Raw genomic sequence first — 13,265 nt, 5'->3', positions numbered from 1 at the left:
CGACCCCACCCGCCATCCCCCGCGATCTTGCAGGTCCGGCCCCGGGTTTGTCCTCGTTCGAGGCTTCTGCCGGGGCGGAACCTGCAAGATCACGGAGGCGGGTTACGCGACCTCGACGATGACCTCGACCTCGACCGGGGCGTCGAGGGGGAGTTCCGCCACGCCGACCGCGCTACGGGCGTGCCGGCCGGCCTCGCCGAAGACGGCGCCGAACAGGTCGGAGGCGCCGTTGATGACGCCGGGCTGGCCGGTGAAGCCGGGCGCGCTGGCCACGAAGCCGGACAGCTTCACGATCTTGACGACGTTCTCCAGCCCGACCAGCGCGTCGATCGCGGCGAGCGCGTTCAACGCGCACCGCTCCGCCAGGTCCTTCGCCTGCTCGGCGGAGACACCGTTGCCGACCTTGCCGGTAGCGAGCAGCTTGCCGTCGGCCATCGGGAGCTGACCGGAGACGTAGACGTGCTGCCCGGACTGGACGGCCGGGACGTAGCTGGCCACCGGCGGCACCACCTCGGGCAGCGCCAGACCGAGTTCGGCGAGTTTCGCGTGCGGTCCGTTGCTCATCGGTCAGCCCTTCGGACGCTTCAGGTACGCGACGAGCTGCTCCGGGTTCGGTCCGGGCACCACGGAGACCAGCTCCCAGCCGTCCTCGCCCCAGTTGTCGAGGATCTGCTTGGTCGCGTGGACCAGCAGCGGGACCGTGGCGTATTCCCACTTCTGCATCGGAGGAAGGCTCCCTTGCCTGACTTGGACTTCGGTCAGGCACAGCCTACGGTCCGACCGCCTCAGCCAGACGCGGGACGCTGCTCCGGGGCGGGCGACTCGCCGCAGGGGCCCTCGTGCTCGTAGCGCTGCGGGCAGCGACCGCGGTCGGGCAGCAGCAGGTCGCAGAAGACGCGGTGCCGGTTGTTCTGGTCGTCGGCGGTGGAGACGGTGGTCTCGCCGGCGTCCAGCTCGGCCAGGAAGCCGAGCGAGGTGGCCACGATGCCGGCGAGCGCGGTCGCGGCGGCCAGGTCGGGCACCCGCACCGGCAGGTGGATGACGTAACCCGGCTCATCCTCGTCCCGCCGGCGACCGGCCGGCCGGAGCAGCGTGCGGACCACCTCGACCGGGGGCCGGTACGAGCGCTCGTTGAACGGTGTGCCCGCGCCGGGGCCGTCAGCGTCCCCGGGCCGGGCGGCCCGGTCACCGGGGGGAAACTGGGCTCGGGGAATGTTCTCCGCGTCGCGCATCCGCTGCCTCCGGACGTCGTACCTGCTCATGGGCACCACTGCGCGGCTCGGAATCCCCCGGTCCGGCCGCTGTGTCGCGACGAACGTAGGACGTGGCCGGCCATTCCGACAACGGGACGCGCATGAATGATCACGTCGAGTCACATATGTGACACAAGGCTGGTCCGAAACGCGACGGCGCTCTCGCGTCCGGCACACCATGACGCGGGGCTGGCAAGTGGCCCGCCGACCGCTACCCTTCCGGACTGGGCGCGCGCGGTCGCGCACCCACCACCTCGACCCCGTGCCCGTCGCCTGGGGCGGCGACGGGCGCGCCGCAACCCGGGGGAGACCGATGACCCAACCGCCCGCCGGTGGCACGCCCGGCACGCCCGGCGAACCGATCCCGCAGCCCGCATCCGCCGGGGCCCTCCCGCCGACCGGGCCGGGCCAGCCACCGCCCGGCGCCGGCCCGCCGCCGGGGCTCGGCCACCCGCCGTACCCGTCCGGCGCGCCGCCGCGCAAACGCCCGACCCTGTTGATCGTCTCGCTCGTGCTGGCCGCGGCGGTCCTGCTGTGCGGCGGCGGTGGCACCGCCGCGTTCCTCGCCCTCCGCGACGGCGCGGACGGCCAGGGCGCGACGGAGCCGCAGGTGGCGGTGGACGGCTTCCTCAAGGCGGTCTACCAGGAGCGGGACGCCGACAAGGCGGCCACGTTCGTCTGCTCCGCGGCCCGCGACGACGAGAAGATCGCCGCCAAGGTCGCCGAGGTGCAGAAGTACGCCGGGCAGTACCAGAACCCCCGCTTCCGCTGGACCAACCCGACGGTCGACAACCAGACCGGGGACCGCGCCACGGTCTCCACCAAGGTCACCATGACCACCGCCGACGAGAAGGTCGCCGATCAGGACCTGCGCTTCACGGTGGTGCGGAAGACGGGTTGGTGGGTCTGCGAGGTCAGCTGATCCCGGCGGCTGGTTAGGCTCGACGGATGGCAGCGAGTGAGCAGCCGGCCGAGTCCGCCGGCAGATGGCCGGGCCGCCTGCACGTGGTGACCGGCAAGGGTGGCACCGGGAAGACCAGCGTGGCCGCCGCGCTGGCCCTCGGGCTGGCCGCCGGGGGCCGGCGCACGCTGCTGGTCGAGGTCGAGGGCCGGCAGGGCATCGCCCAGCTCTTCGGCACCGACCCGCTGCCGTACGAGGAGCGGCACCTCACCGACGCGCCCGGCGGCGGTGAGGTGCGCGCGCTGGCGGTCGACGCCGAGGAGGCGCTCCTCGAATACCTGGACATGTTCTACAAGCTCGGCGCCGCCGGCCGGGCGCTGCGCAAGCTCGGGGCGATCGACTTCGCCACCACGATCGCCCCCGGGCTGCGTGACGTGCTGCTCACCGGCAAGGTGAAGGAGGCCACCACCCGCACCGCGGGGTCCCGCCGGGCGTACGACGCGGTGGTGCTGGACGCGCCGCCGACCGGGCGGATCGGCCGCTTCCTCAACGTCACCGCGGAGACCGCCCGGCTGGCCAAGGTGGGCCCGATCAAGACCCAGAGCGAGGGGGTCTCCGCGCTGCTCCGCTCCCCGATGACCGCGGTGCACGTGGTCACGCTGCTGGAGGAGATGCCGGTCCAGGAGACGCTCGACGCGGTGGCCGACCTGACCCAGTTCGGCTTCCCGGTCGGCCGGGTGATCGTCAACGGCGTCCGTCCGCCGGTGCCGGCCGGTCGCGCGGTGACCGCGGCCGAGCTCAAGCGGGGGTTGGCCGCCGCCGGCCTCCCGACCGACGCCCGGACCGTGGCCGGCCTCGCCGAGGAGGCCCGCGACCAGCGGGTACGCCGCGAGCTGGAGGATTCGCTCCGGGGTGACCTGGTGGAGTTGGGGCTGCCCCTGATCGAGCTGCCGCTGCTGCCCGACGGGGTCGACCGGGCCGGGCTGGAGACGCTGGCGGAGACGCTCGTCCGGGCGGATTGACTCACACCTGGGGCCGGCTGCGGAGCAGAGAGCCCCTCGGGACCGATACGCTCGATTGGTGCCTTCCGAAGACGCGGCGCCTCCGCTGGACGTCGACCAGATCCTCGCCGACCCCGGCGTGCGGATCGTGGTCTGCTGCGGGGCGGGCGGCGTGGGCAAGACGACCACCGCCGCGGCGCTGGCGCTGCGGGCGGCCGAGCGGCACGGCCGGCGGACGGTGGTGCTCACCATCGACCCGGCCCGCCGGCTGGCCCAGTCGCTCGGCCTGACCGAGCTGGACAACACCCCCCGGCAGGTCAAGGGCCTCGACGTCGAGACCAGCGGTGGCGAGCTGCACGCCATGATGCTCGACATGAAGCGCACGTTCGACGACGTGGTGCTCCAGCACACCGACCCGGCGAAGGCGGCGGAGATCTTCGCCAACCCCTTCTACCAGGCGATGAGTTCCACCTTCGCCGGCACGCAGGAATACATGGCGATGGAGAAGCTGGGCCAGCTCCACGCGCGCGGCGAGTGGGACCTGATCGTGGTGGACACGCCGCCGTCGCGCTCCGCGCTCGACTTCCTCGACGCGCCGGCCCGGTTGTCGCGGTTCCTCGACGGCCGGATGCTGCGGCTGCTGCTGGCTCCGGCGCGCAGCGGTGGGCGGAGCATGTTCAGCCTGGTGACGGCGAGCTTCGGGATGTTCTCCAAGGTGGTGCAGAAGGTGCTCGGCGCGCAACTGCTCACCGACCTGTCCGGTTTCGTCGCCGCGCTCGACTCGATGTTCGGCGGGTTCCGGCAGCGGGCCGAGCAGACGTACCGCATCCTCCAGGCCGACGAAACCGCGTTCCTGCTGGTCGCGGCGCCGGAGGCGGACGCGGTCCGAGAGGCCGCCTACTTCGCGGGCCGGTTGCGGGACGAGCGGATGCCGCTGGCCGGGCTGGTGCTCAATCGGGTGCACCAGCCCGCCGCGCCGGGGCTGTCCGCGGAGCGGAGCCTGGCCGCCGCGGAGCGACTGGCCGGCGTCGGCGGGCACGAGGGCACCGTCGAGGTGTTGCGCGCGCACGCCGCGCTGGCCCAGCAGGCGGTCCGCGAGGAGCGGGTGGCGGCCCGGTTCACCGAGGCGTTCCCGGCGGTGCCGGCGGTGTCGGTGCCGGCGCAGCCCGCCGACGTGCACGACGTCGACGGGCTGCGGACGATCGGCGAGGCGATCAGCCGGCGGTGAACGCGCCGGCCGGGCCCCGTCAGGAGGTGGCGGTGGTGACCAGGATCTTGTCCTTGCCGGCCTTCTCCTTGGCGTTCTTCCTCATGGCCGCCTCGAACATCTTGCGCCAGCTCGTCACCTGCGGGTGACGGCGGAGCAGCGCACGGCGCTCGCGTTCGGTCATGCCGCCCCACACGCCGAACTCGATCCGGTTGTCGAGCGCGTCGGCCAGGCACTCGTACCGAACTGGGCAGCTCCGGCAGATCCTCTTCGCCACGTTCTGTTCGGCGCCCTGTACGAACAACGCGTCCGGGTCCCCGTTCTGACACGCCGCCAGTGACGGCCAGTCAGTGATCATGCCCATCTGTACACGTCCCCCCTTGCAGTACTTACCGACGTCGCGCGAGCAGCCGCGAACTTCCCCCCGGTCGTCCGGCCGGCCTCCCCAGGGCGGCACGGACGACGTGTGGCTGCGATCGCCGTCACCATCATGCTGTGTAGTCACCCGATTACGCAACGTTGTCGGCGAAATCCCTAATTTCCGGACACTCCCGGCGTGCCGGGCCTTCGCCGGCCGTCTACCCGGCTCCGGTACGGAAAAACGCCGCGCCGTTCCCCCGATCGGCGGAGACTTCTGCGGATCTCACGCAACCCTGTGCCAGGGTTCGTGCGTTTAGCACAACGAGGCCGGCGCGGGATGGAAATGGGGAAAGTTCCCCGTGCGCCGGCCGATCCCTGCTCGCGTACCCTGTCGAGGTGACCTGGATGCGGAAACGTGACCACAATGTCTTCACCAACGCCGCATCGCTGCTGATCTGCGGCCTGCTGGCCGGCGTGGTGGTCGCCGCGGCGGCCTTCCCCGCGGTGGCGATGACCGGGCTTGCCGCCAAGGCCGGCTCGGAGACGTTCGGCGCGCTGCCCAAGGAGTTGACGGTGGCCCGGGCCCCGCAGATCACCTATCTGCTCGCCTCCGACGGCAAGACGCCGCTCGCCACCATGTACGACGAGAACCGCAAGGACGTCAAGCTCAAGGACGTCTCGATGTACATGCAGAAGGCCTTGATCGCGGCCGAGGACCACGACTTCTACAAGCACAACGGCGTCGACCTCAACGGCGTGGCCCGGGCGTTCGTCAACAACCAGTCCGCCGGCTCGTCCCGGCAGGGCGCGTCCACGCTCACCATGCAGTACGTCCGGCTGGCCATCTCCTACTCGGCCACCCACCCGGCGGACGTGGTCGCCGCCACCGAGGACACCAGCACCCGCAAGCTGCGCGAGATGAGCCTCGCGCTCCAGGTCGACAAGGAGCTCTCCAAGGACGAGATCCTGGAGCGCTACCTGAACATCGCCGCGTTCGGCAACGGCGCGTACGGCATCTACGCCGCCAGCCAGGTCTACTTCGGCAAGCCGCCGAGCAAGCTCGACATCCAGGAGTCGGCGATGCTCGCCGGCATGGTGAAGGCGCCGACCGCGTTCGACCCGACCACCAAGGCCGGCTACCCGGAGGCGGTCGGTCGGCGCGACTACGTCATCCAGAACATGGTGCAGATCGGCGCGATCACCCAGGCCGAGGCGGACGCCGCCAAGAAGATCAAGCTCAGGGTGAACGACAAGCGCACACCGAACGGCTGCGTGCAGACCAACACCAACTCCTGGGGCTTCTTCTGCGACTACTTCTACCGCTGGTGGCTCCAGCAGGAGACGTTCGGCGGCACCTCGTACGACCGGGAGCGGCGACTCAAGAGCGGCGGCTACACCATCGTCACCACCATGGACGTGCAGGCGCAGAAGGCCGCCGACAAGGCGGTCCGCAACCACCTGAGCGAGAGCAGCAAGGCGGCCCGGATGGTGGCCGCGGTCGAGCCGGGCACCGGCCGGGTCCGGGCGGTGGCGGTGAACCGCAAGTTCAAGATCGACAACCCGAAGAACCCGCAGAACAAGCTCTCCAGCGACCCGCGCAAGGCCAAGAAGAAGATCCGGGGCAACTACCCCAACACCGTGAACCCGCTGGTCACCGGCGGCCCCGGCATCTCCGGCTACCAGGCCGGCTCGACCTTCAAGATCTTCACGCTGGTGGCCGCGCTGGAGAAGGGCTACCCGCTCAGCTACAGCATCAACGCGCAGAAGGTCTTCAAGTCCGACTACCCGGTCGAGTTCAACTCCCCGGCCGCCTGCCCGGGCACCAGCAAGTACTGCCCGACGAACGCGAACCCCGCGATGGCCGGACCACACAACATGTGGAGCGGCTTCGGCTTCTCGGTGAACACGTTCTTCATCGACCTCCAGCAGCGGGTCGGCGCGGAGAACGTGGTCAAGGCGGCGCAGAAGCTCGGTATCAGTTTCCGCTCGTCGGAGGACGCCAAGCTCGCGGCCAACCCGCACCAGTGGGGCGCGTTCAGCCTCGGCGTCTCGCAGACCACCCCGCTGGAGCTGGCCAACGCGTACGCCACGCTGGCCGCCGACGGAAAGTACTGCGAGCCGATCCCGGTGCAGGAGATCCGCGACCCGGACGGCGACAAGCTCGACATCGCCAACCCGCGCTGCGAGCAGCGGATCAGCACCGAGGTGGCCCGCGCCGCCGTGGACGCCGCCCGCTGCCCGGTCGGTGACCGCTCCGCCACCTCGAAGTGCGGCACCGCCACCGCCGGCAACGTCCGTGGCATCGTCAAGGCGCCGGTGGCCGGCAAGTCCGGCACCACCGACTCGGAGAAGACGTCCGCCCTGGTCGCCATGACCAAGCAGTACGCGGTGGCCGGCATCATGGCCGACCCGGACTGGGCGCAGACCAACCAGCAGATGGGCCACGACGTGCCCAACGGCATCAACCCGGCGGTCTACGAGACGCTGCGGGACGCCATGAAGGGCAAGGAACGGAAGAACTTCACCCCGCCGGACGGCAAGATCGTGATGGGTGACCAGCGCTCGATCCCGGGCGTGAAGTGCGAGTCCGTCGACACCGCCAAGTCGCGGATCAAGGGCGCCGGCTTCGAGCCGGTGGTGTCCAGCAACAAGGTGCCGTCGGAGTGCCCGGCGGGCACCGCGGCCGGCACCAGCCCGGACGGGCGCACCATCAAGGGCGGCGTGGTGCTGATCGAGGTCAGCTCCGGCCAGGGCGCACCGGCACCGGGCAACTCCGCCGGGCCGGGCGGGCCGGCCAACCCGCCGGGCAACGGCAACGGCCGGCCGGGACGCCCACGCGGCTGACCGGCGAACGACGACGACGGGCGGGCACCCCAGCGGGTGCCCGCCCGTTCCGTTGCGGTCGGCGCGTCTACAGGCCGAGCTGGCGGCGTACCTCGGCGGCGACCCGGCCCCCCTCGGCCCGGCCGGCCACCGCCGCCTGGGCCGCCTTCATGGCCGGGCCCATCTGCGCCTTGCCGGTGAAGCCGCCCGCGGCGAGCGCCCCCGCGACCAGCTCGGCCAGCTCGTCGTCGGGGAGCTGCTTCGGCAGGTAGCGCTCCAGCACCTCGCCCTCAGCGGTCTCCTTGCCGGCCTGCTCCGCGCGCCCGGCGTCGGCGAACGCGGCAGCCGCCTCGCGCCGCTTCTTCGCCTCCTTGGTCAGCACCGCGAGCACCTCGTCGTCGCTGAGCTCGCGCTTCTCGCGGCCGGCGACCTCGGCGTTGCCGACGGCCGCGAGGGCCATCCGCAGCGTGGAGGTGGTCAGCTCGTCGCGCGCCTTCAACGCGGCGCGCATGTCGGTGGTGAGACGGTCCTTCAGCGTGCTCATGGTCGGTGAAACTACCCTGAACAGCATGCGAAAGCGCACACTATTCCGGCTCGCGGCCGGAACCGCCGCCGCCGGCGCGGCCACGCTGGCCTACGCGTCGCTCGTCGAGCGCAATCTGTTCACCCTCCGCCGGTACGACGTGCCGGTGCTCCCGACCGACGCCGAACCGCTGCGCGTGCTCCACCTGTCGGACCTGCACATGATGCCCAACCAGCGGCGCAAGCAGGACTGGGTGGCCTCGCTGGCGGCGCTCGACCCGGACCTGGTGGTGGTCACCGGCGACAACATGGCCGACCCGGAGGCGGTGCCCGGTGTGCTGCGCGCGCTCCAGCCGCTGCTCGACCTGCCCGGCGCGTTCGTGTTCGGCTCCAACGACTACACCGGCCCGGTGCTGAAGAACCCCTTCACCTACTTCCTGCCCGACCGGGAGTACACCGAGGGCGTGTCGCTGCCGTACGAGGAGCTGCGCGGCATCCTCACCGGCGCTGGCTGGGCGGACCTGAACAACGCCCGCACCACGCTCAAGGCCGGCGGGCGGGCGATCGAGGTCGTCGGCGTGGACGATCCGCACATCGAGCGGGACGACTACGACGCGGTGGCCGGCCCGGTCGGCGCCGAGGTCGCGCTGTCGATCGCGCTGGCCCACTCACCGGAGCCGGCGGTGCTGGACCGGATGGCCGCCGACGGCTTCGGGCTGCTGCTGGCCGGGCACACCCACGGCGGGCAGGTCTGCGTGCCCGGGTACGGCGCGCTGGTGACCAACTGCGGGCTGCCCCGGTCGATGGCTCGCGGGCTGCACCGCTGGCCCGGCTCGGACTCCTGGCTGCACGTCTCCGCCGGCCTGGGCACCCACCCGACCGCCCCGGTCCGCTTCGCCTGCCCCCCGGAGGCGACCATCCTGACCCTGATCCCCCGCTGACGCTCACCTCTGGTGATCTTGGTACGGATCGGCCCTCGAAGGGGCGAATCCGTACCAAGATCCAGGCGTCGCGTGGGGTGGGGGTACCGAGTTGGACCCCGGAGACGGGTGGGCTACTATTTGTCGGCACGCCTCGGGGTGTGGCGCAGCTTGGTAGCGCGCTTCGTTCGGGACGAAGAGGTCGTCGGTTCGAATCCGGCCACCCCGACCAGAGGTAAGAGGGCACATCCGATCGTTGGATGTGCCCTCTGGCGTTTCCCTACCGCAGCGGCTATCGCAGGCTCTCACCCAGCCTCTTGAGCAGCGCCCCGCAGTTTGAGACCGCATCCCTCAGCGGGTCAGGCTGGTTGACGTGCTGCTCTTTCGACCTCTTGTAGTACCAGTCCGAGGGTCTGTGAGCGGCGGTCTGCTGGCAGCGTTGCCCAGGCTCGCCGGGCGTAGGCGAGCCCTCCGGACCGATCTCCGGACTTGGCCATCATGAGGGCGCGGTGTAGCTCGATATGGGTGGCGAACCGGGTCAGCGCTGGCGGTCGGAGCCGATCGGCGTCGGTCTGGGCCTGTTCGCCGGCGCCGACCATGCCGAGTCGGGCGTAGAGCATCGATCGGAAGGTGGCCATTCGCCAGGCGGGTACGGCGGCGTCGGAGATCTCACCGTCTGGTGAGGCGGTCTGATCGAAGACCCGTCGTGCGTCCTCGTCGGCTGCGATGGCACCGGGGATGTCGCCTCGTCCGGCGGCGACGTGTGCGCGGGCCATCAGCGCTTGGAGGCGTCCTAGCGAGGGCTGGTCGGACAGGGCGATGGCCTCGTCGGCGTACCGTCTGGCGATGGGTAGGGCCGCGCCTTCGTAGGCCAGGGCGATGGCGGCCCGGCCGCGTACCCAGACCCGAACGGCCAGGTCGTCGGAGCGGTCGGCGGCGATCCGGGCGGTGTCGTACCAACCGATCGCCTCGGTCGGGTCCCTGGTCGTCTTGCCGTAGGTCGTGAGCGCGCGGGCGGCAGTCGCCCACATGGTCGGGGAATCGAGCTGCTGTTGCAGGACGACGAGGTCACCGGCGAGCCGGGTCTGGAGGCTGTCGGCACCGATCTCCATGTAGTCGCGACCGTACTGCTCGACCCGGTCGCGCCAGCGGTCTTCGCTGTCCCGCTGGCCGGTGAGGGCGGCGGTGAAGCCCGATCGGATCAGTTCGTTGGCGGCGATCGGGCCGATCGTGGCGGCCTTGAGGAGGTGTCTGCGTCTCACGTCCGGGTCTCCCAACGCTCGCGCGTAGGCGAGCACGATGTCCGGCGTCGCGGTCCGGCGTCCCGTCTCGACGTTGCTCAGGTGCGATGCCGAGTAGCAGGTACGGGCCGCGATGGAGGCCAGCGTCACGCCGGCTTCATTACGAGCCTGCCTCAGTTGCGCGCCGAGGTCATCCATCGGAGCCCCCGTGAAAGGTCCTGAAAACATCAAGCCACTTCCGAGCGTAGTCGTGGGGTCACAAGAGTAGATCCCAGACGCGATCAGCGCGGCTGGCGTGAGAACTGGCCTGGTCGCGTCGCCAGCCGGGCGCGGCGGCGACGGTCCTGCCAAGAGCAGCGCCGCCGCGCCCTCTCACGGCGGAGGCGGGAATGAGCGACAACACTCCGAACCAACCCGAAGGCGAGCAGATCCAGCAGGCGGAGCGGGAAGCGGCACGGCAACGGCTCCTCGCGCAGGCGGAGGCGGATCGCATACCAGCCGAGGAGACGACCAGGGCCGTACCGGACCGGCGGTGGCGTCGTGGACAGCACTGATCTGCTGCCGGTCGGACGGCGGGTGGCGTACTGGCGGGGTCGACGCAAGCTGTCCCAGCAGATGCTGGCCGACCGGCTGGGTAAGTCGAAGAGTTGGGTGGACAAGGTCGAGCGGGGTGTCCGGTCGCTGGACAAGGTTTCGACACTTCGGGACATCGCCACCGCCCTGCGGATCGACACGGCGGTCCTACTCGGTCGACAAGCTCAACCGCTCGGCGTGACCGAGCGCGTCGAGGGGGTGGAGCGGGTCCGCGCGGCGTTGTCGAGCTACGAGGTCGCCTTGGGACGCCCGGCCGGTCGCCGTCCCGTGCTCTCCGTCGAGGCGCTGTCGCGGGAGGTCGCGCACGCGTGGAGCACCTTCCAGCACGCCCGCTATCTCCGGGCGGTCGACCTGGTGCCGCAGTTGCTGACCGACGCGCAGCGCACCCATGTCCACGATCCCGAGGCAGGCCGGACGCTGTTGGTGGAGGCGTACCGGGTGACGGCGTCGCTGCTGACGAAGCTCGGTGCCATCGACGTGGCGTGGTTGGCCGTCGACCGGGCGATGATCGCCGCCACCGGAGACCGGCTCTCGGTGGCTGCCGCCGCCGTGCAGCTCGGCCCGGTCCTCCGCGAATCGGCGCAGACGAGGCTGGCGACGTCGGCGATGCTGGCCGCCGCCTACCGGATCGCCCCGCCGGTGACCGAGAACGGCTCCCCGCACGAGCTGTCCCTGTGCGGGACGCTCCTCGTCCAGGCTGCCCTGGCCGCATCCCGCGACGGGGACGACCGCACCGCCGTCGGGCTGATCGACGAGGCCGCCGAGATGGCCGCTCGGGTGGGCGACGGTCACGACCACCATCGGACCGGGTTCGGACCCACCGCGGTCGAGCTTGCCCGGATCACCACGATGGCGGAGCTGGGCGACGCACGACAGGCCATCGCCCGGCACGAAAAAGTGACCACTGACGACGGCTGGCGGTGGTTGCCCGCCGAACACCGTGCCGCGTACCTGATCGACGCCGCCCGCGTCTACCTCCACGTCCACGATCCGGTCAACGCCGGCCGCGCCCTGACCGCGGCCGACCGCATCGCGCCGGCCGAGATCCGCCAGCGACCAGCCGGTCAGGACGTACTCGCCCGGGTCGCCCGTGAGCCCCTCGCCCCGACGACGATCACCGACCTCGCCGCCGGCCTCGGCACCGGGTGAGGACGACCGACGGGGCGAGACGCACCGCAGACGATCTCCCGGCTGCGGGCGGCCGACCGGTTCACCTGGCAAGGTAGACGCATGCCAGCGATGATCCGATCCCGCCTGACCGATTGGACCACCGTCGTACCCGTGCTCGCCGTGCTCCTGCTCGTCTTCACCTGGGGGCGGGAGCTGCCCGGTGCGCTGATCTTCGTGGTGGCCGCCCTGCTCGCCGTCGCCGTGCTGGCCGCCGTCCACCACGCCGAGGTGGTGGCGCACAAGGTGGGCGAGCCGTACGGCTCGCTGGTGCTGGCGGTCGCGGTCACCGTGATCGAGGTCGGTCTGATCGTCACGCTGATGATCAGCGGTGGGGACAAGACGCAGGCGCTGGCCCGGGACACCGTCTTCGCCGCCGTGATGATCACCTGTAACGGCATCCTCGGCCTGTCGCTGCTGCTCGGCGCGCTACGCCGGCAGGTGGCGGTGTTCAACCCGGAGGGCACCGGCGGGGCGCTGGCCACCGTGGCGACGCTCGCCACGCTCAGCATGGTGGTGCCCACGTTCACCACCAGCCGGCCCGGCCCGGAGTTCTCCCCCGGTCAGCTCGCCTTCGCGGCGGTCGCCTCGCTCGCGCTCTACCTGCTGTTCGTGATGGTGCAGACCGGCCGGCACCGCGACTACTTCCTCCCGGTCACCCAGGAGGGCAGCATCCTCGCGGAGGACACCGACGGCGACGGGCACGCCGAGCCGCCGTCCACGCGTACCGCGCTGGCCAGCCTGGCGCTGCTGGTGGTGGCGCTGGTCGCGGTGGTCGGCGACGCGAAGACCATCTCCCCGGCGATCGAGTCGGCCGTGCAGGCGGCCAACCTGCCGCAGGCGTTCGTCGGCGTGGTCATCGCGCTGCTGGTGCTGGCGCCGGAGACGCTGGCCGCCGCGCGGGCGGCCCGCCGGGACCGCGTGCAGATCAGTCTGAACCTGGCGCTCGGCTCGGCGATGGCCAGCATCGGCCTGACCATCCCGGCCATCGCGATCGCCTCGATCTGGCTGGACGGCCCGCTGCTGCTGGGGCTGGGCGGTACCCAGATGACGCTGCTGGCGCTGACCGCGGTGACCGCCGTGCTCACCGTGGTGCCGGGGCGGGCCACCGTGCTCCAGGGCGGGGTGCACCTGGTGCTGCTCGCCGCGTTCGTCTTCCTGGCCGCGAGCCCGTGACCGCGCCGGAAGTGCGTCTCCCGCGCGTCCGGTGATCGACCGAAAGGCCGTTGCCCGCCCCGCACGGGAACGGTTTGATGCCCGTAACTGTCCGGGCGGG

Annotated in this window: 13 protein-coding genes and 1 tRNA gene; 8 read left to right on the top strand and 6 right to left on the bottom strand. The window is 71.4% G+C overall.

All coding sequences use genetic code 11. From position 1 onward, the window contains the following. Window positions 1–102: 102 nt before the first annotated feature. The 3 genes from AB0B02_RS12185 to AB0B02_RS12175 all read right to left on the bottom strand — a co-directional run bounded on the left by AB0B02_RS12185 (window position 103) and on the right by AB0B02_RS12175 (window position 1,232). Window positions 103–564, bottom strand: coding sequence for a RidA family protein (locus AB0B02_RS12185; protein WP_107159613.1), 462 nt, complete (start codon window positions 562–564; stop codon window positions 103–105). A 3-nt stretch (window positions 565–567) separates the two neighbouring features. Then, window positions 568–723 carry a DUF4177 domain-containing protein gene (locus AB0B02_RS12180; protein ID WP_013289021.1) on the bottom strand — a complete coding sequence of 52 codons (156 nt, stop codon included), beginning with the start codon at window positions 721–723 and terminating at the stop codon, window positions 568–570. Window positions 724–785: 62 nt separating this feature from the next. After that, a complete protein-coding gene (locus tag AB0B02_RS12175) occupies window positions 786–1,232 on the bottom strand; it encodes a hypothetical protein (RefSeq protein WP_281934659.1) in 447 nt (148 codons plus the stop codon). A 334-nt stretch (window positions 1,233–1,566) separates the two neighbouring features. Here AB0B02_RS12175 and AB0B02_RS12170 point away from each other — a divergent pair, with 334 nt between their 5' ends. Genes AB0B02_RS12170 through AB0B02_RS12160 form a run of 3 tightly spaced genes read left to right on the top strand, consistent with a single transcriptional unit; the run spans window position 1,567 to window position 4,383 of the window. Further along, window positions 1,567–2,175, top strand: a complete 609-nt coding sequence (locus tag AB0B02_RS12170) for a hypothetical protein (protein ID WP_281934282.1) — start codon at window positions 1,567–1,569, stop codon at window positions 2,173–2,175. A 26-nt stretch (window positions 2,176–2,201) separates the two neighbouring features. After that, complete coding sequence (locus AB0B02_RS12165; protein WP_281934281.1) at window positions 2,202–3,176, top strand: ArsA-related P-loop ATPase; 975 nt, start codon at window positions 2,202–2,204, stop codon at window positions 3,174–3,176. Window positions 3,177–3,231: 55 nt separating this feature from the next. Continuing rightward, on the top strand, window positions 3,232–4,383 hold the full coding sequence (locus tag AB0B02_RS12160; RefSeq protein ID WP_281934280.1) for an ArsA-related P-loop ATPase: 1,152 nt from the start codon (window positions 3,232–3,234) through the stop codon (window positions 4,381–4,383). Window positions 4,384–4,402: 19 nt separating this feature from the next. Here the strand turns inward: AB0B02_RS12160 and AB0B02_RS12155 are convergent, their stop codons facing one another. Then, window positions 4,403–4,726, bottom strand: coding sequence for a WhiB family transcriptional regulator (locus tag AB0B02_RS12155; protein ID WP_107159621.1), 324 nt, complete (start codon window positions 4,724–4,726; stop codon window positions 4,403–4,405). 401 nt (window positions 4,727–5,127) lie between these two features. Here AB0B02_RS12155 and AB0B02_RS12150 point away from each other — a divergent pair, with 401 nt between their 5' ends. Next, a complete protein-coding gene (locus tag AB0B02_RS12150; RefSeq protein WP_357299697.1) occupies window positions 5,128–7,566 on the top strand; it encodes a transglycosylase domain-containing protein in 2,439 nt (812 codons plus the stop codon). A 67-nt stretch (window positions 7,567–7,633) separates the two neighbouring features. On the opposite strand, the gene AB0B02_RS12145 is transcribed toward AB0B02_RS12150, so the two are convergent. Further along, on the bottom strand, window positions 7,634–8,089 hold the full coding sequence (locus AB0B02_RS12145) for a GatB/YqeY domain-containing protein (RefSeq protein ID WP_281934275.1): 456 nt from the start codon (window positions 8,087–8,089) through the stop codon (window positions 7,634–7,636). A gap of 25 nt (window positions 8,090–8,114) precedes the next feature. Here AB0B02_RS12145 and AB0B02_RS12140 point away from each other — a divergent pair, with 25 nt between their 5' ends. Together AB0B02_RS12140 and AB0B02_RS12135 are read left to right on the top strand one after the other, a co-directional pair. Then, a complete protein-coding gene (locus tag AB0B02_RS12140) occupies window positions 8,115–9,008 on the top strand; it encodes a metallophosphoesterase (RefSeq protein WP_357299692.1) in 894 nt (297 codons plus the stop codon). A gap of 134 nt (window positions 9,009–9,142) precedes the next feature. Beyond that, window positions 9,143–9,219: transfer RNA gene (locus tag AB0B02_RS12135), tRNA-Pro, on the top strand. Window positions 9,220–9,346: 127 nt separating this feature from the next. Here AB0B02_RS12135 and AB0B02_RS12130 read toward each other — a convergent pair. Then, window positions 9,347–10,426: a helix-turn-helix transcriptional regulator gene (locus AB0B02_RS12130; RefSeq protein ID WP_357299689.1), complete on the bottom strand. Its 1,080-nt coding sequence runs from the start codon at window positions 10,424–10,426 to the stop codon at window positions 9,347–9,349. Window positions 10,427–10,768: 342 nt separating this feature from the next. Here AB0B02_RS12130 and AB0B02_RS12125 point away from each other — a divergent pair, with 342 nt between their 5' ends. Together AB0B02_RS12125 and AB0B02_RS12120 are read left to right on the top strand one after the other, a co-directional pair. After that, window positions 10,769–11,971: a helix-turn-helix transcriptional regulator gene (locus tag AB0B02_RS12125; RefSeq protein WP_357299686.1), complete on the top strand. Its 1,203-nt coding sequence runs from the start codon at window positions 10,769–10,771 to the stop codon at window positions 11,969–11,971. Window positions 11,972–12,061: 90 nt separating this feature from the next. Further along, complete coding sequence (locus AB0B02_RS12120) at window positions 12,062–13,165, top strand: ionic transporter y4hA (RefSeq protein ID WP_199199877.1); 1,104 nt, start codon at window positions 12,062–12,064, stop codon at window positions 13,163–13,165. Window positions 13,166–13,265 lie beyond the last annotated feature (100 nt).

The organism is Micromonospora sp. NPDC049240 (assembly GCF_040647835.1).
Taxonomy (GTDB): Bacteria; Actinomycetota; Actinomycetes; order Mycobacteriales; family Micromonosporaceae; genus Micromonospora.
This window is presented reverse-complemented; position numbering and strand designations above follow the sequence as displayed.